The organism is Mucilaginibacter achroorhodeus, assembly GCF_007846095.1.
Lineage (GTDB): Bacteria > Bacteroidota > Bacteroidia > Sphingobacteriales > Sphingobacteriaceae > Mucilaginibacter > Mucilaginibacter achroorhodeus.
On the sequence record NZ_VOEI01000004.1, the window covers coordinates 423,452 to 447,995 of the forward strand.

General features: G+C 43.8%; 17 protein-coding genes. 4 read left to right on the plus strand and 13 right to left on the minus strand.

Features of this window, described 5'->3' with window-relative positions; translation table 11 throughout:
• Positions 1–124: 124 nt before the first annotated feature.
• Both mutS and FPZ42_RS13700 read left to right on the plus strand, forming a co-directional pair.
• Positions 125–2,734 (plus strand): DNA mismatch repair protein MutS, encoded by a 2,610-nt coding sequence (mutS, locus tag FPZ42_RS13695; RefSeq protein ID WP_146272207.1) that lies wholly within the window; start codon positions 125–127, stop codon positions 2,732–2,734.
• A gap of 72 nt (positions 2,735–2,806) precedes the next feature.
• A complete protein-coding gene (locus FPZ42_RS13700) occupies positions 2,807–3,778 on the plus strand; it encodes a 3-keto-disaccharide hydrolase (protein ID WP_146272208.1) in 972 nt (323 codons plus the stop codon).
• 236 nt (positions 3,779–4,014) lie between these two features.
• Here FPZ42_RS13700 and FPZ42_RS19405 read toward each other — a convergent pair whose 3' ends face one another.
• Complete coding sequence (locus tag FPZ42_RS19405; RefSeq protein ID WP_261382293.1) at positions 4,015–4,188, minus strand: GIY-YIG nuclease family protein; 174 nt, start codon at positions 4,186–4,188, stop codon at positions 4,015–4,017.
• A gap of 110 nt (positions 4,189–4,298) precedes the next feature.
• On the minus strand, positions 4,299–9,920 hold the full coding sequence (locus FPZ42_RS13710) for an alpha-2-macroglobulin family protein (RefSeq protein ID WP_146272209.1): 5,622 nt from the start codon (positions 9,918–9,920) through the stop codon (positions 4,299–4,301).
• Between the two features lie 97 nt (positions 9,921–10,017).
• Here FPZ42_RS13710 and FPZ42_RS13715 point away from each other — a divergent pair, with 97 nt between their 5' ends.
• Positions 10,018–10,410 (plus strand): VOC family protein, encoded by a 393-nt coding sequence (locus FPZ42_RS13715; RefSeq protein ID WP_146272210.1) that lies wholly within the window; start codon positions 10,018–10,020, stop codon positions 10,408–10,410.
• On the opposite strand, the gene FPZ42_RS13720 is transcribed toward FPZ42_RS13715, so the two are convergent.
• The 10 genes from FPZ42_RS13720 to FPZ42_RS13760 all read right to left on the minus strand — a co-directional run bounded on the left by FPZ42_RS13720 (position 10,407) and on the right by FPZ42_RS13760 (position 22,331).
• Positions 10,407–13,052 carry a non-ribosomal peptide synthetase gene (locus FPZ42_RS13720; RefSeq protein ID WP_146272211.1) on the minus strand — a complete coding sequence of 882 codons (2,646 nt, stop codon included), beginning with the start codon at positions 13,050–13,052 and terminating at the stop codon, positions 10,407–10,409. The two genes, FPZ42_RS13715 and FPZ42_RS13720, sit on opposite strands and share 4 nt — an antisense overlap.
• Before the next feature lie 94 nt (positions 13,053–13,146).
• On the minus strand, positions 13,147–14,334 hold the full coding sequence (locus tag FPZ42_RS13725; RefSeq protein WP_146272212.1) for a glycosyltransferase: 1,188 nt from the start codon (positions 14,332–14,334) through the stop codon (positions 13,147–13,149).
• 11 nt (positions 14,335–14,345) lie between these two features.
• Entirely contained in the window at positions 14,346–15,692 is a 1,347-nt protein-coding gene (locus FPZ42_RS13730) for a lipopolysaccharide biosynthesis protein (protein WP_146272213.1), read from the minus strand.
• Positions 15,693–15,707: 15 nt separating this feature from the next.
• Positions 15,708–16,322, minus strand: a complete 615-nt coding sequence (locus tag FPZ42_RS19460; RefSeq protein ID WP_146272214.1) for an acyltransferase — start codon at positions 16,320–16,322, stop codon at positions 15,708–15,710.
• Between the two features lie 12 nt (positions 16,323–16,334).
• On the minus strand, positions 16,335–17,834 hold the full coding sequence (locus FPZ42_RS13740) for an O-antigen ligase family protein (RefSeq protein WP_146272215.1): 1,500 nt from the start codon (positions 17,832–17,834) through the stop codon (positions 16,335–16,337).
• An 11-nt stretch (positions 17,835–17,845) separates the two neighbouring features.
• Positions 17,846–17,995, minus strand: coding sequence for a hypothetical protein (locus tag FPZ42_RS19220; protein WP_186458773.1), 150 nt, complete (start codon positions 17,993–17,995; stop codon positions 17,846–17,848).
• Between the two features lie 36 nt (positions 17,996–18,031).
• Entirely contained in the window at positions 18,032–20,182 is a 2,151-nt protein-coding gene (locus tag FPZ42_RS13745; protein WP_146272216.1) for an exopolysaccharide transport family protein, read from the minus strand.
• Entirely contained in the window at positions 20,182–20,865 is a 684-nt protein-coding gene (locus tag FPZ42_RS13750) for a TolC family protein (RefSeq protein WP_146272217.1), read from the minus strand. The genes FPZ42_RS13745 and FPZ42_RS13750 overlap by 1 nt, the downstream gene beginning before the upstream one ends.
• Before the next feature lie 4 nt (positions 20,866–20,869).
• On the minus strand, positions 20,870–21,964 hold the full coding sequence (locus tag FPZ42_RS13755) for a sugar transferase (RefSeq protein ID WP_146272218.1): 1,095 nt from the start codon (positions 21,962–21,964) through the stop codon (positions 20,870–20,872).
• Entirely contained in the window at positions 21,942–22,331 is a 390-nt protein-coding gene (locus FPZ42_RS13760) for a response regulator (RefSeq protein WP_146272219.1), read from the minus strand. The genes FPZ42_RS13755 and FPZ42_RS13760 overlap by 23 nt, the downstream gene beginning before the upstream one ends.
• Before the next feature lie 295 nt (positions 22,332–22,626).
• On the opposite strand from FPZ42_RS13760, the gene FPZ42_RS13765 reads away from it, so the two are divergent.
• Positions 22,627–24,120, plus strand: a complete 1,494-nt coding sequence (locus tag FPZ42_RS13765; RefSeq protein ID WP_146272220.1) for a gluconokinase — start codon at positions 22,627–22,629, stop codon at positions 24,118–24,120.
• Here FPZ42_RS13765 and FPZ42_RS13770 read toward each other — a convergent pair.
• On the minus strand, positions 24,115–24,519 hold the full coding sequence (locus FPZ42_RS13770) for a hypothetical protein (RefSeq protein ID WP_146272221.1): 405 nt from the start codon (positions 24,517–24,519) through the stop codon (positions 24,115–24,117). The genes FPZ42_RS13765 and FPZ42_RS13770 overlap by 6 nt on opposite strands.
• Positions 24,520–24,544: the final 25 nt, after the last annotated feature.

Below are 24,544 nucleotides of genomic sequence, written 5' to 3' on the forward strand. Positions count from 1 at the left end.
ATTGCCACGCTATCGCTCGCAATGACGCTTCAGGCCAACTCTCCACATCCCTTTAACTTTTCCACAATCCGCTTTATCAGCAGGCAATAAATTAAATTAGCGGATTAATAAAAGCGAGGACAAATTGGCTAAGAGCGATACCAAAGAAACGCCGTTAATGCAGCAATACAACGCCATAAAGGCGAAATATCCCGGTGCATTATTGCTTTTTCGTGTGGGTGATTTTTATGAGACCTTTGGTGCCGATGCCATCAAGGCTTCGGGTATTTTGGGTATTACGCTTACCCGCCGCGCCAATGGTGCTGCATCGCATATAGAGCTGGCCGGTTTCCCGCACCACTCGCTTGAAACTTATCTGCCGAAGCTCGTTCGCGCAGGTCAACGCGTAGCTATCTGCGATCAGTTGGAAGATCCAAAATCTGTTAAGGGAATTGTTAAACGCGGTGTTACCGAACTGGTTACCCCCGGCGTGGCGGTTAGCGATAACATTCTGCAGCAGAAGAGCAATAATTACCTTGCTTCGTTATACTTCGAAAAAAACAGCATCGGCATTGCGCTGATAGATATTTCTACTGGTGAATTTTTAACCGCACAGGGTAACAGCAATTACATCGATAAATTGTTGCAAAGCTATTCGCCCAGTGAAGTCATATTCCCCAAAAGTCGTAAAGGTGATTTCAACGGTTACTTCGGCGACCGCTTTTACACCTACATGCTTGATGAGTGGCCTTACAGCGGCGATTACGCCAATGAAACCTTGCTCAAACACTTTGGCGTAAAATCACTTAAGGGGTTCGGCATTGATAAATTGGGTTTGGGGATTGTAGCTGCTGGTGTAGCGCTTCATTACCTTAACGAAACAGAGCATCGCAACCTGCAGCACATATCAGCCATCAGTAGGATCGAGGAAGACCGTTATTTATGGCTGGATAGGTTCAGTATCCGCAACCTTGAACTGGTGGGTTCTGCAAATGAGAACGCTACAACCTTGGTTGATGTGTTGGATAACACCTGTTCGCCCATGGGCGCTCGTATGTTGCGCAGGTGGATTGTGATGCCCCTTAAGGAAATAAAGCCGATACAGGATAGGTTAGGCGTTGTTGAATATCTGATTGCTGAAGAAGAACTGCGCGAAGAACTGCAAAATCAGATCCGCCAGATCGGTGATCTGGAAAGGCTGATCTCAAAGATCGGTTTGCAAAAGGCCAATCCACGCGAGGTTTGCCAGCTTAAAAAGGCATTACTGGCAATTGAAAGCATTAAGAAAACGGCAGAATCATCATTAAGTGAGCCGCTCAAAGCAATAGGCGACCAGCTGAATCCATGCACGTCGATTTGTGAGAAAATAGCGCGCGAACTGCACCCCGAACCACCGGTAATGATGGTAAAGGGCATGGTGATGAATGACGGCATCAGTGAAGAACTGGACCGTTTGCGTAAGATCGCTTTTGGGGGTAAGGGATATTTACTGGAGATACAAAAACGCGAGGCAGAGGCAACCGGCATCCCATCACTCAAGGTATCGTTCAATAATGTGTTTGGCTATTACCTTGAGGTTACCCACAGTCATCGCGATAAGGTGCCTGCGGATTGGATCCGTAAGCAAACGCTGGTCAACGCCGAGCGTTACATTACGCCGGAATTAAAGGAATACGAAGAACAAATATTAGGTGCCGAAGAGAAGATCCTGGCTTTGGAAACCAAGCTGTATAACGATCTGCTTTATACGCTTGCCGAATACATCAAACCTATACAACTTAACGCCTCATTGATTGCCCGTTTGGATGTATTACTGAACTTTGCCACCATCTCCATCAAAAATTACTACGTTAAACCAAACGTGAACGATAGCCGTGTGCTGGATATTAAAGGCGGCCGCCACCCGGTAATAGAAAAGAATTTGCCTTTGGGCGAGGAATATATCACTAATGATGTTTTCCTTGATTCAGAATCGCAGCAGATCATCATTATCACGGGCCCTAACATGGCGGGTAAGTCGGCATTGTTAAGGCAAACCGGCCTTATTGTGCTTATGGCGCAAATGGGTTGCTTTGTGCCGGCTAAGGCTGCATCGGTTGGTTTGGTTGATAAAATATTTACCCGCGTGGGTGCATCGGATAACCTTTCATCAGGCGAATCAACCTTTATGGTGGAAATGAATGAAACGGCCAGCATCCTCAACAACTTAAGCGACAGGAGCTTGATCCTTTTGGATGAGATAGGCAGGGGTACTTCAACATACGATGGTATTTCCATTGCATGGGCCATTGCCGAGTTCTTACATAATCATCCCGCTGCAAAAGCAAAAACACTTTTTGCTACGCACTACCACGAGTTAAACGAGCTGAGCAACAGCTTCAATCGCATTAAAAATTATAACGTTTCGGTAAAGGAAGTTGGACAGCAGATCATCTTCTTGCGTAAACTGGTACCTGGCGGCAGTGAGCACAGTTTCGGTATCCACGTGGCCAAACTTGCAGGTATGCCACAGAAAGTATTAAGTCGCGCCAATGAGATATTGAAGAAGCTGGAGAACGAGCGTACCGGCGGCGAACACATTAAAGAAAGCATCCGTAAAGTGCAAAAGCAGGCTGTGCAAATGCAAATGTTCTCGATAGATGACCCGGTATTGGTAAAGATCCGTGACACGCTGAACAACCTCGATGTAAATACCCTAACCCCGGTTGAAGCTTTGATGAAGCTTGATGAGATACAACGGTTGATAAAAAGTTAGATAGCTGCATGATGCTTTACCAGCGACGTGATTATGAAATAATTCGTAGCTTTAAAATCTTAACCACCAATTATGAATAAACAATCACGTATACACAAACTTATCAGTCGTGCAGCTATACTTGCATTGGCTGTGTTTTCTTTACAACAAAGCGTATCTGCGCAGGAGATGAAAAAAGATCCTGACGTTATCGGCCGCTGGGATATCACCATGGAGAAAGATGGCAAATCACAACCATCATGGTTAGAGGTTCAAAAATCAGGTACGCATACGCTTATCGGTCGCTTTACTTACGCTTTCGGCAGCGCAAGGCCAATATCTGAGGTGAAATTAGCAAATGGCAAATACAGCTTTTCCATCCCGCCACAGTGGGAGCCGGGAGACCGCAATATGGATTTTGAGTTCGAGGCTGCCGGTAATTCTATAAAAGGTACCATGATTTACACCGATGGCAAAAGCTACAGCTTTACAGGCGTACGTGCACCTGCCATGCTGCCAACCAAGGCACCGGTTTGGGGCAAACCCATAAAGGTGTTCAATGGTAAAAATACAAAGGGTTGGCATACTGATGGCAGGCCAAACCAATGGATAGTAGAGAATGGCATCCTCCGCAGCAAAAAATCGGGGGCCAACCTGATAACCGATCAAAAGTTCAAGGATTTTAAACTACACATCGAGTTCCGTTACGAGAAAGGAAGTAACAGCGGTGTTTACTTGCGCGGACGTTATGAAACACAGGTTATCGATACCAAAACCGGCGAGCCCGAGCCGCTTATGAACCAATTTAGCTCTATATACGGCTTTATGCAGCCAAACCGGATGATGGCTAAAAATGCAGGCGAATGGCAAACGTACGACATTACATTGGTTGGCCGTGTGGTTACCATTGTAGCTAACGGACAAGAAGTAATTTGCCGCCAGGTTATCCCTGGCATCACCGGCGGCGCGCTTGACAGCAACGAAGGCGAACCAGGTCCACTTCTATTACAGGGCGACCATGGCCCAATCGATTACAGGAATATTGTGATAACACCGGCTAAGTAATCAATTACTTTTTTTATAATAGAAGAGGCCTTGCAAACTGCAAGGCCTCTTCTATTAGTATATGTCATTGCGAGCGATAGCGTGGCAATCTCATAGAAGAGGAATAACGTGCTCTAATCATACCAGTCATCACTCAGATCTTTCCAATCAGGGTTATCGTTACGGACCAAGGCAATTTTCTTTTTTCTTGATCCGGCTTTTATTTGTTTTTCTCTTGCAATCGCATCATCAATCCATTAAAAAGTTTCAAAGTATACTAATTTATTGCACTGATATTTTGCGCTAAAACCAGCATTGGTTTTCAACTTATGTTCTAATACACGATTTTTTAGATCACTTGTAACGCCAGTATACAAAACATTATTAGACGTATTAGTAACTATATAAACGCAATAATGGTTAATATACATGTTGCAACTTGTCCTTTAAGGTTGCCGCGCTATCGCTCGCAATGACAAACTCTGATATATTCATTTTGACAACGCTTTCTCCAATCAACTAATCTCCCATATCCAATACATTACTTCACTACCTCAACCCATTTGCCCGGTATCAGTGCATTTATGTTGTGGTCATACATAGCCTCGGTGTATGTTGCGGGCAGGTAATATTTTCCTGCGTAGGCAGCATTAAGCATTACGTAGTAAACCACTTCCTTACCTTCTGGGAGGCTAAAATAGGTGTTCACCCTGTCATCTCGTATGTCGCGGTAATCTGATGGCGAGGATTTAAACGCTTCGTCATTATTGAGCATACGGCTGTTCAATATCTCCCAGCCTGATGGGAATATCTGCGTAAGCGCCAGGTTATCGTAACGGCCACGTTTGCCCGGATTTTTGATGGTCACCTGCGCAACAAAATCAGTCCCTTGTTTCAAAGAGGTTGGGTCAATGAGTTTACCTGCTAAAGAGAAATAGGCCACTTTCTTATCCAGCACATCTGGATTCACATAAGTTTTTACATCCTGGCCGGATGATGGTTGCCCTTGCTGTATCAACCTTACATAAAGCCGGTTATTGCCTGTATTCTTTAGTGAGAATTTACCACCATTAGGCGTAAGCTCCTGCTGCCATATGTAAGATTTAGCATTGATATTGCCTTTACTGTTACCCGCATCATAAGTGAATTGCACCTTGCCGCCATTTTTGTTAACGCCGCAGTATTGCGCTATAGCAATAAGCGAATAGGCAGTGGTTTGGGTGCTATACCAACTATCTTGTGATAGTTTGGCTGCTACCGTTCGTACTAAACCCGCTGCGCGTTGCTGCTGCCCGAGCAGGGTAAGAGTTTCTAATATCATAGCCTCATCGCGCAGGTCGCTGCCGTAGGTGCCGTACATGCTGTTATATGGCTTAACGGTAGTTGGCAGCCTGGCTATCAGCCGTAAGGCAACCTCCGGCTGGCCAGCCAGTTTGTAAGCTGCCGCGAGCCTCCAGCGGCCTTCAGTACTTAGGTAGTTGTATTCCCTTAACCGGTTCATGGCGCCTAACTCCGGCGAGCCCGCTAAAGCCAGCAGGTATAGTCGGTAGGCCTGCACCAGGTCGGTGTAATAGTAACCGCCATGTATATTGTTATTTGGGTTTGGCGACCAATCTAATGCCTTTTGTTTTTGGTAGCGTTTCCAGTCGTCCAGCATACCCGATGGCAGACTGTATCCTTTGATTTGGGCCAGTATCAGGAAGTGGCCGGCATAATTTGTTCCCCATTCATCGGCATTACCGCCATCAGGCCAGTAGCTTAAACCACCACCCGCCACGCGGAAGCCATTTAACCGAGCAATAGTAGATTTAATGTTACGCTCCGTTTCCGCTTTTTGGCGAGGCGTAAGATCAAGCAAGTCGTTCAGATATAACTGCGGAAAACCTGATGAAGTTGTTTGCTCAACACAACCATGCGGATAGGTGATGAGGTAGTTAAGGCGTTTAGCCAGGTTAAGTGATGGTATGCTCGATACCTCCAAAGTGGCTTTATTGGTGCCGTTAATACCGATAGCGCTGTAGATAGCACCGTAAGCAGCACCCGATGTAAGTTCCTTTTCAAAAATGCGCGTTACCGGCGGGTTTGGGTTTCGCACGTTCAACTCCACATCGTATGCGGCGGTTTCTCCGCCTGCTTTCGCAATTATCTTCACCTTGCCAACACCAACAAAATCTTTAACGTCGAGATCAAATGTTACCAGTTGGTCGCCGGGTTTGGCAAATCTTACCGTTTTAATGTTATTACCGGCTAAGTTGCTGAATGCGTTGGATTGTACCTGAACGGTAACCGTTTTAATATTGGTCTCCATCGCAAAGACAGTAACCGGCAATTGTATCTTTTCTGACGGACCCAACACACGCGGAAGCGTTGCCAATATCATCAGCGGCTTTTTAACGGCTACTGCTTTTTCTGCAGAGCCATAAGCACCGCCATGGCCGGCAATAACTATCGCTTTAACCGAGCCTACGTATTGCGGCAGTGTAAATTTGGTGGTTTGTTTATCGCCTGCCCCCAAATGGAATGGCCCCAGAAACTTCACAACAGGTTTAAACCGGTTTACCGTAACATCCTTTTTAACGCCGTTTGTACCATCACCACCAATACTTAAAATACGCTCTAAACCGCCGCCAAAGGCACCGATAACGTAATCAAACAGGTCCCATGTTTTAACGCCTAAAGCTTCACGAGCGTAAAATGCCTCATGTGGGTCAGGGGTTTTGTAGTTAGTAATGTCGAGCAAACCTTCATCAACAATAGCGATTGTGTAGGTCATTTCCTTACCATTTGCTTCTGATATTGTAATGGCAGACGGTGTTTCCGGCCGTATCTTATCAGGCATGCTGATTACAGGTTTCAGTACGGTTGCAGGGTCATCAACCACCAAAGGGATCGCACCGTACATACGGATAGGCAAGTCGTTAACAGTTTGCGCATGACGCTGCAGCAGAGTAACGTTCACAAAAACATTAGGCGCCATGGTTTCGTCTATCTTAAAGCTATACCGGGTTTCGCCTTTTTTGGTATCTATCCAGGTTGTTTTGAGCACCTTGCTGCCATTTTCAAAACTAATTAAAGCCCTGCCGTCGCCACCTGTAGGGATGGTTAGGGTAGCTTCTTCGCCCACTTTATAGTTTGGCTTATCTGAAGTGAACGATAGCATTGCCGCCTCAGTAGGGTCGGTGTTTTGCAAACGTTCAGACCAGTTTGGCCAGTCTGCATAGATGATCTTGCCGGTTGAGTGACCCGTCTGAGGATCTTTAATACGGATGAGGTAACGGCCCCAATCTGCTTTATTGATCCGTAGGTTCAATTTACCTCTGCCGTTGTTTAACTGTACATTATCTGTTTTAACAAGCTTGTTATAACGGTCTTGTGTAAAATTACTCAGTTCGTTACCGGTTTCGTCCCACCACCAGCGCCATTGTATCTTGTATAATTCAACCTCAACATTGCGGCTGCCTGCTAACGGTGAACCCTTCACATCAACATCGGCTATGTCTATTTGGTGGTCTTTGTCGGTTACCAGCATCCCGCTTAGGTCGGTGCCTTTAGGCGTTTTAATACCCACGTAGCCGCTGTAGACGTTGTAAGGCATGGTGGCTTGCTGTATGCTGAAGTTACCGCCAGCCTCGAAAACTTTTACCACAAAATTCGCGCGCAATTGGCCGGGAGCTTGTTTCTCAACATTAATGTCCGGATTTACCTGCGCTACGCCGTTCTCGTTAAGCTTACCATCAAAAACCGTTTGAGTTTGAGTGTTGAACGCCAGTGTGGGATCATCAAAGTTGTAATCTTCAAACCCTTTAAAGTTTGTTTTTTGGGATGACAGGAATGCATCAACCTTAGCTTTAAGGTTTTGCGCGGCACCACCAAAAAGCCATTGAGCGCTTAGCGTACCGTTAATACCATCGTTCTTAGTTAGCTCTTTAACATTGCCAAAGTCCAGCTTTATCTTAAGCCTGTTTGGCATGATGGTTTCTACCTTAATGTTCTTTTGGAAAGATGCGCCGCCCATTTTTACCACAGCATTCCAATTACCAGTGGGCGAGCTGGTTTCAGTAGCAGTATGAAAACTGTAAAAACCATCCACAGAACTGGTACGGGTTATTTTCTTATAGAGTTGCCCGCTCGGGTTGTACAACTCAAACTCCACAGGATGGTCTGCAGGCAGGGTTTTAAGTTTATCTTCCAGGATAAAGGATACAAAGATTGAATCGCCGGGACGCCAAACGCCGCGTTCGCCGTAAATAAAACCTTTAAGGCCGTTCTGTACTTGTTCCCCACCTACGTTGAAACGGGACAGTGGGAGAGAGCTTCCGTCGTCAAGCTTTAGATAACCGCGTTCGTTACCCTTTTTGGCAACCAGCAGGTATGGTTTACGCTTAAGGTTGAAAGTGGCCATGCCATCGCCGTCTGATTTTGATTTAAGGATAAGTTGTTTTTGGTAATCCAGCAGTTCCAGATCAACGCCACCCATTGGTTCGGCATTCAGGATGTTGGTTACCGCAACCGTCATGGTGTTATCGTTGCCGCGCTTGGCTATCAAACCAATATTGGATGCAATGATATTACGCGTAGCCCAACGGTTTTTTGTGAAGTATGATTCGGTACATGGGTCGTCACGGTCTTCCCAGCTATAGCCTTCCGGGTAATAGTTATCATAGCGTTGCCAAAAATCGTCGTCCTCGTCATTTACCCGGCCTGTATTGTTTCCGCCGTATTCGCCACCTTCGTAGTCGTCTCCGTAACCGTTATCATTACTTTTAGCGACTAACTTTCCTGCGGCGCAGTTGTAAAGCGAATATTCCTTTCTAAAACCAATGATCACACGATAAATGGCTCCGGGCTCTGCACGCATCAACTGGTCAACATCCAGCATAAAGCGGTTTTTTTTGGTAAGGTTAAGGCCTTTGTCTACATCAAGCCTGATGGTCTTTTGTATAATAGGTTTACCCACCTGCCTTAGCTCTACACCGCCATCAAAGCCATTACTTTGAAAGTATTGCGGAACGTTGTTCTCGTAGATCTTAACAATGCTAACGTCAACTGCGTTCAGGTTCACCGCCTCAAAAGGCATCATTAACTTACCTGAGTCGGGGAGGATAACCCCTTTGCCGGGGATGATCACCTGCGGCAAACGATTCTCAAAGAATACGTTGGCCGTGTAAGCCTTTTTTATCTTTTGGTGGTTAATGCTGTAAATGCCCTCGTTTACAAATACATTGTAGTTACCCTGCAAACGCTCGGGCGCATAAACCTTAACCACGCTGCCGTCAATAGTGTATGCGGCATCAGCTACATTGGTAATGCCAACAAGGCCATTCAGTTCCTGGCCGACTAAAATCGGGTCAGAGAACTGCACGGATACATACTGGTCGTTATCCTGCACGGGACGCACTTCCAACACTTTAAAGTCACCTTTGGCGGGCACCTCATAATCCTGCTTTCCTTTCTTGTCAATATCCAAAGCGTCTCCATCCCAATTAAAGGAAAGGGGAGTTGCACTTTCGGTACGTGTAATATTATCAACAGTAAATTGGTGTGATTTTGCCAAACCATTGTGCTGCCAGCTGATTTTTGTAGCCGTTGAATAATTAACCTTTACCAGTTTCTCAACCTTGGCCGGGTCTTCTACGTCAGCAGTTTGTATGGTGCCTATCAGCTTCATCTTGTCGGTACATGTAGACGTAGCAGAGCGCAGACCGGCAAAAGAGATGGTAAAATCTGGCTTTACTGTTTGGAAGTTGAATTTGAAATGTTCAAAGCCGTTTTCAACTTTTACTACCTTACCTAACTCAAAATCAACTGCATAATCTTCGTTAGCATCAAGTGCCTCGGCAGGCCTGAATTCGATGGTCCTGTCGTCTACCCAATAAGCTTTACCCTTTACAGATGGAGAAAAGTCAAAAATATCATTCTTAAGTTCTTCATTCTGCGCATGTGCTACCTGCACCTCGCCGGAAAGTTTTATTCGGATGGTGCTTTTTTTGGAGATAACGCCTGTGGTGTACGATTCTATATATTTGCTAAAAGCTGCATCAACCTTTTGATTTTGGTGCTTATGCCGACGCGCAAAAAAGATAACCAGTGCTATTAAAATTAGGGAAACTGCTATAATAACCTGCCCTCTGCGGGAGCTGACAAGTCTAACAAGGTTTTTCATATAGGGTAAGGTAAATTGCCATGAATTTAAAACTTTTAAGAGTTCAAAGCAATTTTAGCCGTATATTTTTGAAACAAATCTAATCTGCTAAAACATCATGGAAAACAATTTTAAGGCGCATATTTTACCAACCCTCACCGTGAATAATGCCTTGGTTGCAATAGCTTTTTATCAACAGGCATTTGGTGCGAAGGCATTAACCGGTAATACGGCCGAAGGCCACACGGTGGGTGTATTGGCAGTAAATGAGGCACTGTTTGTGGTTGCGGATGAATCACCCGAAAACGGCACGACCGGACCTGATAAACAGACCGGCGTTAGCGTGAGGATCGGCTTAATGGTATCCGATCCTGATGCTGTTGCCAAACAAGCTGTTGATGCAGGTATAACTACCGTTTACCCGGTTGCTGATCAGGATTACGGATACCGGCTCGGGCATTTCATCGACCCATTTGGCCATCACTGGGAAATCGGTAAACCGCTTTTTTAACTTTTGGTGTTTTTTTCGCCTACTGCTGCCTTGTCTAAGCATTTTTGCAAGGCCTGCGCAAATTCTTGGTCATTTGGTGGCGCAAAAATAGTGTTGTGCTCACCGGGAATATCATGTACGTTAACTCCTTTGAGGGCATAGGGTTTCCAACCCAGGAACTCCGAATCTGCCATGTAGAATGTTTTTTTTCGCGCCCTGAAGAGTTCAATTGCAATGTTAACCGGTGTTAACAGATAGTTTTTTTGTGCAGTTAGGCTGCGCTCGTGAATATCATTTGTATAAGCATCAAAGCCTTTCTTTTCCAAAGCTTTTGACGGGAATATTTTTTTCCACGCTTTGTCAATTCTTCTGCCAATCTCGCGGCTTTTATATTCGATCGTACGCTTAGGGTCTTCAAAAAACAGCACAGGTGTGTATGCTATTTGCTTTATCAGCAACCAGGTATTATCAACAAAGCGCTTAAGTGGCGAATCAAGTTTTTGAGTTTGATCTGCATAAGTATCAAACATAGCCAGCATCCGCACATCCTTTCCCATAGCCAACATTTGTTTAGCCATCTCATATGCTATCAGCCCACCTAAAGAATAACCTGCAACTGCGTAGGGCCCAACAGGGTCATGGTTGATGATCTCGTCAACGTAATTGGCGGCTATTTCTTCCATAACATCCAAGGGCTCGTCAACCCCGTTTAGCCCTTTAGCCTGCAAGCCGTAAACGGGTTGCTCTTCGTCCATGTTCATGGCCAGGGCGTTGAATAGTAACACATTCAGGCCCGCTCCGTGTACAATATAAAGCGGCATCTTGCTACCCTTCGGTTTTATCGGCACTAAAGAGTCCCATGTAATGGCAGATGCGTCAATCTCCAATCTTGCGGCAAGTTTCTCTACCGTTGAGTATTCAAATAGTGTTGCAAGCGGTAAACGTTTCCCTGTTTCTTTTTCCAGGCGAGCCATAATTTTTACAGCTATTAACGAACGGCCGCCTAATTGGAAGAAATTATCGAACACGCTCACTTTCTCTAAGCCCATCAATTCTTCCCATATATCGGCAACCAGTTTTTCGTTGCTGGTGCGTGGGGCAACATATTCTCCTTCGCGGGTTATCTGGCTGTAATCAGGTTTGGGCAGTGCCTTGCGGTCTATTTTTCCGTTAGGGGTGGATGGAATGGTGTCTAATAATACGTAATCATCAGGTACCATATATTCAGGTAACACCTCTAATAATGCTTTGTCCCAGTTGTTTAGGGTTGCCTTATCAGGTGCGCCTGATCCTCCGGATTTTAATACGATGTAAGCAACCAGGCGCGGTATGCCCGGCGTATCTTCGCGGGCTATCACAACAGCCTGCTTGATGTCTTCCTGTTTGCCAAGGTTATGTTCAATTTCGCCAAGCTCGATTCGATAACCGCGAACTTTAACCTGGTGGTCTATGCGGCCAAGATAAACGATGTCGCCATCGGGTTTTATTTTGGCAAGGTCGCCGGTACGGTAAATTTTCTCGCCCGGCGTAAAGGGATTATCGATAAAGCGTTCGGCGTTTAATTCCGGGCGGTTAAGATATCCTAAAGCTACCCCCACGCCACCAATGTAGATCTCGCCGATCTCACCATCTACAAGATCATTTTTATCTTCATCAAGGATGTAAACCTGCGTGTTATCAACCGGCCAGCCTATGGTAATGTCGTTGGCATCAGTAATATGCTTGATGATAGAGTAGATGGTGGTCTCGGTAGGGCCATACAAATTCCAAACCTCTTTACTGCGCGGGATCAACCGCTCGGCAAGGTCTTTTGCCAAAGCTTCGCCACCGGTAAATACCTTAAGCGGTAAGTATTCTTCCCAGCCTACCTCAAGCATCATGCGCCAGGTGTAGGGGGTTGCCTGCAATATAGTTATGCCTTGCGTGCGAATTATATCCAACAAGGCACGGCCATCTTTAGCAGTAATAGAATCAGCCAAAACGATCTCTGCACCAACAGAAAGCGGCAAATAAAGATCTATACCGGCTATATCAAAAGATATGGTAGCAACAGCCAGCATACGGTCTGTTGCAGTAATACCGGGCTGTTTTTGAAAGCTTAGCATTACATTCACCAAACTGTGATGGAATATCTGCACGCCTTTTGGCTTACCGGTAGAGCCTGATGTATAAAGTATATAAGCAAGGTCTTCGCCGCTTACCGTTCTTTCAGGTTCATTATCGGCGTAGTCTTCCGAAGCCTCAAGGGCATCTTCTATTAGCACTTCGCGGGTATTGGATGCAAAATGCCCACTATATTTTTGCGAAGTAAGTAAAATGCTCGCCGATGAATCGTCAAGCATAAACTCAATGCGGTCTTTTGGATATTCAGGGTCGAGGGGGACGTAAATACTGCCCGCTTTTAAAATGGCCAATAGTGATATCACCATCTCTGCAGACCTATCGAGCGCCAGGCCGATAACAATACCTTTGCCTGCGCCCTTATTGAGTAACTCGCGGGTAAGGCGGTTCACAATTTGGTTAAGCTCTTTATAGGTATAGCTAACCTGGTGAAAGGTTAACGCAACATGATCAGGATAGCGGTTTACACTATCTGTAAAAAGATCAAAAAGTGCTTTTTCTTTTGGATAGGCGGTTGAAGTACTATTTAAGTCTGCTCCCATATTTAGATAACCCTGTACAACTGTGCAATTTTAAATACCAAAAAGCGGGGAAAAAAGTTCCCGCCTTAACTCACATATCGCATAAACCGCGCAATTATTTAGCTTGCGGATTATGCGGCGTATGAATAAATTTCTTGTTAGCGCCTTTAAGTTTAAATAACAAAGCCAGCATTGTAAAGAAGATCAGGGGTATCCTCATTACTGCTCCCAGTAATTTGCTGTTAAAGAACTCTGCAGGTACTGCAACTAATATACCAATGTAACAGCAAACGGTAGCGGTAAGCCAAAGCTGCCAGCTTGGGCCAATGCCGGGCATTACCAACGATATTATCAGCATAAACGGCATCAGGCCCAGCATCAGTATACGGGGGAGTATAGCGGTCTGGTATATCTCGTTAAAATAATCAATATTGCCGTTTTTAAATAGCTCCGTTAAGCCGGTTGCGCCGTAAGTTTTAAGTAGGTTGAACTGCGCCGATAACCAACGGCGGCGTTGCTTTTTAAATACCTCCGGATTGCTTACCTTTTCGTCATATATGTACGCTTTGTCGGCGTAATTTACATGTATTTTCTGGCGTGTTAGCACAAGGCCCATTTCTTTGTCGAAGCCGCCAACAGCATCTATTTGTGCCATGGTTTCCTTAAACAGCTTAAACTCCAGTACCATGCCCGATCCGATAATGGCTGCCGATAGTTTAAATACCTGCTGGGCCTTACGGAAGATATGGTTGTTTATCTCTTCGCTAATGGCATCTAATATAGCCACTGGCGTTTCAGTGTTTTTGGCTACGCGATGTCCTTGTATCACACGGTTGCCATCATGTAAATAGTTGTTGATCTGGTGCAGGTAATCCGGCGCTGCAATGTTATCGATATCAAAAACCACGGCAGCATCAAAATCTTCATGGGTGGCTGCAATGGCGGCATGCAGGGCCTTTGATTTGGTACTGCTCTCAAACACAACTTCAACCACTTGTAAAGGCATGGCCTTAAGCTTCTCGACTGTTTCAGGCTGCATGGAGTCGGCAATAACACATACATGAAACTTATCTTTAGGATAATCGATTGTTAAAGCCTGCGCTGCAGAATTAAGAATGATCTCATCCTCTTTGTAGGCACAAATGTAAATAATGAATTTGCTGAGCCCATTAGCCGGCGGTGGTGGCTTTATTTTAATTAGCTTGCCTAATACTGAAAAAACAAACAGGTACAAGCTGTAGATACCCAGATAGATGAATATGAGGGTGAAAATTATTGATAATACTGTGATGAGGATACCCATATAAAAGCTTGCTATTGTACGCTGTTATGTTCCGGTTTTGATTTTTCAAGAAAGTTGCTGACAACTCTTTTGATTTCCTGAACACCTAAACTAAAAATATCTTTGACGGTAAATTTAAGATGTTTTTTTAATGCCCAATAACCAAATATCACTCCTGAGAAGAATGTGAAAAGCGATGCTACTGCAACTGCATACAAGCTGTGAAATAACCAGATCCCAATAAAATCACCGGCCACGTTCACAATCAGCATTATAATAACCTTAAGCATGTTAAGATGCGGCTTGTTGATGATATCAAGCGTTACGCCAAAGAAGCGATCGATAGGCATCAGCATAACATAGCACATAAATAACCTGAATATATTTACCGCTTCGGTCTCATGATACTTGGTGCCAAAAAGTATCTCGATAACAATTTTAGCTAACAAAAATGCAGCAATGGCAATAGGTATCAGGGTAACGGTAAGCATGCCTGCATAACGTTTCATAATACTGGCTACTTCGCCTTCCTTCCCTTTGTGCACAGCGGCAGAAAGTTCTGGCAGAGCAACGGCTACACCGGCACGCATGGGTATTTCAAATATCTCCATTAACCTCTGCGGGATGTAGTATACCGCCAGCAGGGCAGGGTTAAACATTAGTTTAATTATAAAGGTATCAGAGCTGCGCAGCAAGTAAGAACTAATTGAAGTGCCCACGCTAAACTTACCAAAGTGTGCCAGCTTACTTGCAGTTTCCTTTGTTCGGAAACGCAATGTTTTGATCTTAGACCAGCCATTTAAAACTGTGAATACCGATGTGATTGCACTGGCAGCAAAATAGCCATAAACAGCAGTTTGAAAGTTAATTTTGTGCAGAAGGATCAACGTTACAATGAAGATAAAGAAGAGGCCCTGATTAATGACCTGTAGTAACAACATCCGGCCAAATTTTTCCTCGGCCTGCAGTAAATAGGATGCGATAGCGCCCGGAAGCGTGCTTAAATAAATAATACCAAACCATTGTATAGTTGTTTCGGTATCCGGGCTTTTGCTGCGGTATATAAAGTAAACTACAGCATCTATGGAAACAAAAACCAGCGTTTGCATAATGCCCACATACCAGGCAGAGCCCGCCACCTCTGCAGCTGTCTTTTTACTGGTACCTGCATAAAACTTAATAAGGGAAGTTTGTACAAAGCCGTTCCTGAATGTATCTGCCAGCAAGATGGTTATAAGCAGAAAGATGTAATTGCCAAATTCCGGAGCGGTTAGGTTATGCGCCATTAGCGATAGTACCAGCATACCAATTACAGGCATAGCGGCACTGGTTGCCAATGAAATGGTATGTTTGTTAACGAGCTTCCTTAAATCGGGCATATGTAGGTTATACGGCTAAACTCTGTCCCAGTTGCCGGTTTCAAAATTATATTTTTTAATAACTTTTGCGGGGTTGCCCAACGCAACGCAGTACTCGGGGATATCTTTAGTTACTACGCTGCCTGCACCAATAACAGCATGCTTACCGATAGTTACACCTGCTGTAATAACGCAGTTTGATCCTATCCATACTTCGTCGCAAACGGTTATTTGTTTGGTGATCACTTTTTGAAGACGGATGGGGGTGTTCACATCTTCAAAACCATGGTTCAACCCGGAAAGGGTGATATTTTGTGCCAGTGTTACATAATTGCCTAATGTTACCGGCCCAATGAGTGTATTACGCAAGCCTATTCCTGTGTGGTGGCCAATAATGATATCTCCAACGCCATTATTGATAACGCTGAAGCTTTCTACCACACTGTATTCGCCCATTGAAAATTTGTTGAAAGGGAAAACATCAAGGCGCGCACTAAAACTAACTTTTGAGTGCTTACCCCTGTGATGGAAAAACGGCGTTACAAACCATCGCACCCAAAGCCGCGGCGTGGCACGCCCGGGCACCACTATCATCCAGTGGACGATCTTTTTTAAGCGTGGGTTTGATTTAACGGTTGATAATAATGACATCTTCTCTGCTTATCAGGCGTTTATTTGGGTCGATTGGTTAACGCTTTTTTCACGTTCTTGTTTATCTAAACGTAAAGTAACGCTTAGCAACGCGCAGGCAAGATAGAATAAAATATTGGATGGATATTGAACTAAAGCTTGCTGTGGATAGTTGCCAATATTAAACACAAAGATAATGAGTACCATAGCCAGGCAATACATTTTTAGCTCAGGATCTTTAATGAGGTAATAGTTATTAATACCCGTTTTAAGTATCACAAACATAAGCGCACAAAATAGCAGCAACCCTACATAACCCATTTCAACAGCTACGCGTACATAACCGCTGTCAGGCGGGAATTTTGCCAGGAACGAATTTGGCGCAAAACGGCGCCCCCAGATACCAACAGATCCCAAACCACCACCAATAGGATGGGAAAGGATATAAGGTTTTATCTTACGCTGATTCTCTGCCCGTACATTGAATGAAGCGTCGTCCGAAGGGCGAAAAGCCGTTTGGAAACGTTTGATGAATTGATTAGAGGTAGGCATAAAAATAAGCGCACCTAAAACAAGCGCTGCAGCGCCTACCATCATCAAAATCTTTTTATTATAGTTCATAACGGCCAGCAAAGCTAATGCCGCCGGCGGAAGAACGAAAGCGCCACGGGTACCCGAATAAAGCATCACAAGGAAAAAGAATGGGATGCTTAAGCCCAATACAACCTTTTTCCAGGTTTTGATTTTGGTGAATAACAAGCACAGGCATAGTAGTGCAGCTACCACCATGTTGTAAGCGAACGTCACCGGGTCCGGAAATATGGCCACCTTGCGAAGGTGCCCGTTAATATAAAGGAAGCTCAAACGCAGTGGATCTTGTGCATACCAGGCTTTCTCCATCGGAAGCAAGCCAATGTTTTCCTGCTGGAAACCCGATAATGCCGAAAGGAATGCCAGTATCAGCCATAACTTGAAAAGGAATTTGATGGTCTTCTTAGTGCGTATCTGATATAAAAAAATAAAATACATCAGCATAATAAATGCTACGGTACGCACTGTGTAGATCCACGCCAGGATGGATGGTGATGCCGGATTAATGGCTTCGAAAAAGTTGTATGCAAGCCAGGCCAAGATCCAGTAACTGATAGGATTTTGAAAATGGCTCCAGTCGCGGTCATACTTAAATTTGAGCAGGAAACCGAAGATGAGCAAATATGTAAGAATATCAAGCACAATACCCGTAGGCGTTTCTGGCGGCAAGGGCTCAGAAATATAATTCATAAAAAATGCCAGTACCATAAACACCGCAATGCCAAATATTGGATACGCAATGATGGCTAAGACCAATGGCACGCCTATGATTAATGCAAGTATAGCCCCGGCGGCAATGATGCCCCCAAAAGTTATAGCCACTGCAATAAGCACGGCTAAGGGTAAAAACACAAGGATCATGGTAGGCGTACTTAATTCGCCTGTTACCAATTTGCGGCAAAAGCTTATGACCGGGTTACTTTTTTGCGCCTGATTAAGCATTGGCAAGTAATTTAGAAGAACAAAATTTTAGCTGCCCAAACAAACACACCCACAAATGCGAGCCAAATGGCAGCCTTGCGGCTGCGTTGCTGTAGCGGTGTGAGTTTGGCAAACTCGTCGCGCGCTTCTTTTTGCTCAACTATTTTTGGTTCTATCCTCATCTCAGGGTCGCTGTCGTAAAAATTAAGCAGCTTGCTCTAAAATTTTTCTATATCAAGGCTGGTCTTGTTCAACACCCAACCTGCAAATTTCGCATTCAAGTTACGCAGGTATTCAACATCTGCTTGTTGCGCTTTATTAATACCCTTGTTGGGTTCGTATATGGCAATAACCTTGTTTGCAAATAATATCCACTCTTTAGATTTATTTAAAGATGATAGCGGCGGCGTTTCAATAATGATGATATCATACTTCATCTTCAGCTCATTGAAACGGGTTCTGATGAAATTTTCGTCGCTTAGTTCTAAAAGTGTAATATCTCCACCGTGCGTACCCATTACATTGGTGGTAACCGCAATCGAATTATAGTTATCCGGATTGTTCTTGAAATAATCCTCAACAAAAACTTTCGGCTGTATAGCTTCGGTAAGGCTTGGTTGGTCAAAGTTGCCGTCAATCAACAACACCTTTTTATTGATCATGGCGTAGGAGTAAGCCAAACTGGTACCCACTACTGATTTACCCTCGTGGTTAATTAAGCTGGTAACTGCTAAGATCTTATCGCCTTTAAGTTCCTGATCTATCTCAAATCTTAATGATCTCGTTAATTCTTTAAATAGCCGCATACGTTCGCGGTTCTCTACATCCCAAAGCTTGCGAAGGTCTAAAGTGCCCTCAATTGTGTTCAAATGGCCAAGTAGTGGTAAATGGGTGCGCTTAACCAGGTCGGCAGGCTGTTTAATGGTATCATCAAAGAACCAGCCTATGAACAAAACTATAACGCAAATAGCAAAGGCTACCACGCCTGCAACGGCGGTAAGCAACAATTTTTTAGATGGCTCGGCAGCATCCGGCATAGCTGGTTCAACTTGTCTCAACTTTATTGAGAAGGTAGATTGCAGGTTGGTTTGATTATATTTATTCAATATATCCAGGTATTCCTTGCTGGCAATATCTATATCGTAGTTATAATTTTTAACAGTAGCATCAAAAGGAACCAGGCGATTGAATTTAGCGTTCAGTTCATCCAAACTTTTATTGATAGCCCTGATACTTGACTGCGCCATATCACGGTTTATCTCAAGAGTAATTTTTTGGCGTACCAACTCATCTTTGGCGGTGAGCGGACTGCTGATGTACTTATCAGACGTTTGGTTGATCTGTGCTGTTAATTTTGCCTGTAACGAATCTAACGCAACTTTAAGCTTAGGGTCGAAACCACTGCGCACGTAGCGGTCATTAAGGATATGTAACTGATCCTGCGTGTTGGTAACGGCCTGATTGTATTTGCTTACGGTAGATTCAATATAACCGCGATCTGCCGGCGTAAACTTGGCATTTAACTGCCTTATAGCGCCATTGTTTGATGCTACATCTTTTTCTGCCTGTTGTTTGCGGTCGTTAAAAACTATTATCTGGTCAAATATCGATTTTGACTGCTCGTCCAGGTTAAGGATGCCGTTCTTAATCTTGTATTCACGCAGCTCTTCTGTTTTTTTGTTAAGCGTTGCGCGTTTCTCATCGAGTTGTTTTAGCAGGTAGTTTACAGCATCAGTTTCATTCTTACGCACCGTGTTGGTGTAGTAATCGATAAACTGCGTACAAAGCACGTTCACAACAAATGCCGATAATTGCGGATTTTGAGATTCATAACTTACCGTGATAAAATCCGAATCCTCATCGCGGTTTATCGCCAGGTCTTTCCTTAGCGAACGCTCGTCATATTTCATGGAGCGTAGCAACTCATTCAAACCGTTCTCATCTCGGTTATAGTAGGAGAGTGCTTCGCGTTTTTCAAACTTTTCTTTAAAAACCTGTATAGCATGTGCACGCGCAGAGGGGTTCATGCTTTTATAAAGCTTGCTCTCCGGCTTAAACTGGCTACTGCTGGTCAGGTCGTGCAGCATCAATTGGTATGATACCTGGTTAATGAGCGTTTTTAGCTTCATTATCTCAACCAGGTTACTAAACTCATGAGCGATAGATTGCTCCTTTGACGATGCGTTAGGGTCGTTATCTAATAGCTGGCGCGATTGATCTACGATACCTGTAGCTATCTGTGAAGTAGAGATATATTTATCCGGAAGATTTTTTAAAGCAAAAAAGGCAATTGCAACTGTAACTATTGGGATAACGATAAGCAGGAGCCGGCGTTTCCAAAGCAATTTAAAAAAGTTACCTAACTCCATTATTTAACGTCTTCTAATTTAACACCCAGGTATTCTTCCAAATTAGTTTTGGCAGTAAGCACATTCAATTCTGTAATTACTTTGAATGAGTTTTGATTGTACAAACTGGTCAATGCTTCATTATAATCATGAAAGGTAGTTTCGCCCTTCTGGAAAGTGTACTTTAATTGTTTAACCGCTATTTCGCCGTCAGTAACAGCGCGCGAACGGTTGCGCAGATCTGCCTGCGCCTCTAAGTACGCAAAGTATAAACGCTTTACGGTAGCTTCGAGCGTTAAATTGTACTGCTGCTGCTGATAAAGCGCTATGTTATAGGTTTCGTGCGCGGCTTTGGTTGCAAATGGTTTTGAAAGCAGCGTACCTATGTTTACCGAAATACTGATCTGGTAACCGTTAAAGAAGGTTGGGTTCACCAGGTTAAGCGAGTTACGCGGGCTGTAAATATAAGAAGCTGTAAATGCATCAAACCAAGCCATTTTTGACTGGGTAAGTAAAGCTTTTGATGAATTTACGGTTGACTGCCTAACCTTAATTTCTGGATAGTTGCGCTTAGCGGTAGCTATTAATTTGTCGAGATAAGAATAGTTAACGTCTGATAAAAAAGATTCCTGCTGCGCGTTAACACGCGTAAAGGAAAGGGATAATAAAAGTAATAGGCTTAAAAACGTAACTTTTCTTTTCATAGGGTTATACTTTCTCTTTTTGGAACAAGGCAGGTACCGTACCTGCGATTATTTTAAGATCAAGCCATAAAGAGTACTTCTGTGCATAAAAATTATCGAGCTTTTTGCGTTCGCGTTCGCTCATGTCTTCCTTACCACGTTTGCTTATCTGCCATAGGCCCGTTAAACCGGCCGGGCCTAAAAACCGCATAGACCACTCGTTTGACGTAAGCATTTCTGCTTCATATACCGGTAGGGGCCTATTACCAACTACAGACATATCACCTTTAATAATGTTTATCAATTGTGGTAATTCGTCTAAACTGCTACTCCGCAAAAAACTGCCTAATTTAGTAATCCGAGGGTCATTCTTAAACTTTACAAACGCTGCTTTGTTTGCACCGCTTTCTTCGGCAGCATATTGGTTATGCTCCTCGGCCATTTTTGCAAGCAACTGATCGGCATCAGTACGCATACTGCGGAACTTGTAAAAATCAAAAACCTTGTAACCGGTACCAACGCGTTTGCTTTTGTAAAATATAGGTCCTTTCGAATCCAATTTGATCAGGATAGCGACTATCAACATTATTGGCGACAGGCAGATCAGCATTCCCCAGGCAATTACCAAGTCGAGCAAGCGTTTACCAACCGGCATCTTATAAGTGGTATCAACCTCTTTTGAGAGCTCAAGGAGGCGTGGTTTTATCAGCTTAAACCTTACCAGAAAATTCAGGCGCTCGCGCAGATCTGATGTTGCAAAAGGGTAGGTGTAAAAATCATGCAATTTCATGCGCATGGCTTTCTGTACCTGCTCTTTATTCTTTTTGGTAGACAGCATTACGATGATCAAACCATTCATCAGCATGTTTTTACGCAAACGCTCTACAAGGGCAAAGCATTCTTCGTCTTTATCCACCTCAACCAAAATTATTTCCGGAATGGTGAGTAGAGATTGTTCGCCAAGGTAAGTTTCCAGTTGCTGAACGGTATCACTATAGGTAATGCTGAATGAATTGCCAAGATCTGCTGCGATAAGTTCTTTAAGTTCCAAACCGGCATAAGCAACTCTTACCTGCGAGCTGGAATTTTGATTCCAATCAGTTGATGTCTGCGGCGTCATAAACTTGTAATGCTTGATTAATGGCGTTCTTTAATTCAGTTGGATTAAAGGGTTTATGCATATATGCATCAACTTTAAATGGCATTTTGGCAACCTGTTCGTCAAGGTCATGTGCTGCTGAGAGCATAATTACCGGAATATCGCGATAAAAGCCGCTTATTTTAACATTCTTGAGAAAAGACTGGCCGTCAAAATAAGGCATTTGCAGGTCAGATATGATCAGTTTGGGCATGTTCCCGTCCTCAAGCCAGCTAAAGGCCTCAATGCCGTTGTTTTTAACCACAATTTCGTAGTCTTTAGACAGTATGAAGTTGAGCAGTTTAAGTATGCTCAGGTCGTCATCAACAATCAGTAAAGTTTTTTTCATACCAACTCTAATGGTGGATTTATTGCTATAAAGATGAATTTTTTATACCACATGCCCTAAAATATTGTACCAAATATCAGGGGGGATGATAACTGATAACATTCAATCGGTTATAACACAGTCCACTACGGGAAAATTTTACCTGTGATTACTTTTTTAAAAGTAAGTTAAATATCTGATAGTGGATTAAATTCCGCAAATCGGGATTTAAATTGTTAAAAAATATCTTCAATGTGGAATAATTTAGGGTGGTTGTATTAAGTTTACGGAGGGTTTAAAATAAGGTTTCGTACGCATGCAAAAATATTATTTAGGGGTAGATCTGGGTACTGGCAGCGCAAAAGCAGTGGCAATTGATGCTGATGGGAATACACTGGCCACTGCCCAGGATCATTACAATTTTTTGCAGCCCCAACCAGGATACGCCGAGCAAGATCCCGAACTGATATGGCAAGCATTTTTAAGCTGCCTGCAGCAAATTGATGATCAACTGAAAGAAACGCCTGTTGCCATAAGTTTCAGCAGCGCTATGCATAGTGTAATGGCGGTTGATATAACCGGAAGGCCTTTGGTGAATGCGATGTTATGGTCTGATGCCCGCAGCGGAGCTATAGCAGAGGAACTTAGAGCAGGTGAACATGCCCAAGAGCTTTATAAACATACAGGTACGGCTATTTATGCCATGTCGCCATTATGCAAGATCATGTGGCTTAAACAAAATAAGCCGGAAATTTTTGCAAAAACGCACAAGTTTATTTCCATAAAGGAATACATCTGGTTTAAGCTTTTTGGTGTTTACGAGGTGGATCACTCCATAGCATCCAGCACAGGTATGTTTGACATTTCTGATCTGAAATGGTACGAGCCGGCATTGCAAATGGCCGGCATTAACACCGGAAAACTATCAACCCCGGTTGAAACAACCTATAGCCGCAAGCTTACAAACAATACCAGCATTAAAGGTTTAAGTTTTGAAACTTTAATATTTACTGGTGCCAGTGATGGCTGTTGTGCAAACTTAGGTGGTAACGCGATAAAGGCGGGAGTGGGAGCGTTAACCATTGGTACCAGTGGGGCAGTTAGGGTAGGCAGCGACCGCCCCATTTATAACTTTAAGGCAATGACGTTTAACTACCTGCTTAAAGCCAACACATTTATCTGTGGTGGTGCCGTAAACAACGGGGGTGGGGCAGTTAATTGGCTGTTGCAAAATTTCCTAAAAAAAGATCTTAACGAAGAAAATTATAAAGGGTTTTTCAACCAGGTGGAAAGCATTTCGCCAGGAAGTGACGGCTTGCTCTTTCTGCCATATTTGTACGCCGAGCGCGCACCGGTTTGGGATGCAAAAAGCTCGGCCTCATTTATCAATATCAGCGCTAAGCACCAGCAAGCACATTTTTTACGCGCAGGTTTAGAAGGAATATGTTTTGCCTTAAATGATGTATTAAACGCGGTAGAGCAAGGCGGCGGAGTAGTAAATGAACTGGTTATCAGCGGTGGTTTTATAGCTTCGCCGGTTTGGGTGCAGATGCTTGCGGATATTACGGGTAAGCGTTTGGTGATCCTGCAGTCAGATGATTCATCTGCTATCGGGGCTATTTACCTGGCCATGGAAACTATGGGTATAGATATTGAAGCAATTAGGCAAAAAGAAGCAGGTACCCGTACTGAGATAAGTCCGAACCTTGAGATACATGCCAGGTATAAAAAGATCTTTGCTGTTTATCAAGAATTATATGGCACAATCAAAGAATCGGTGCATCGTTTGCACAGCATTGCTACACTATGATATCATAACACCAGGCTTGTTCACTAATGGCAACTTAATGAAGTTGCCATCCACGATACTCTCCGGCAGAAAGATAAATTTCTTGTCGAATATCTCACGGCCTATATCATAGCTTACCCAATACTCATTTGCCAAACCAAAGGTTTGCTCGTCTATCGGTTCTATCAATTTGTAAGAGTTGGCTTCGATACGGGGAAAGGAATGCCTTAATACAGATGTTTTAACCTGCTCGCCATCCTTTTCGCCATAACCTTTAGAGGTGATCAAAACATTATCGATAGCTTCATTTTTTAGATTAACGATATAAACATACCATGTTTTAGCTTCAACGCTTTCGCTCTCAAGTGCCACAACAACAGCTATGTCTTTCACGATATTAGGAGGAAGGTCTTTGATCATTTTTGAGTTGTAAGTTTAAAGGGTT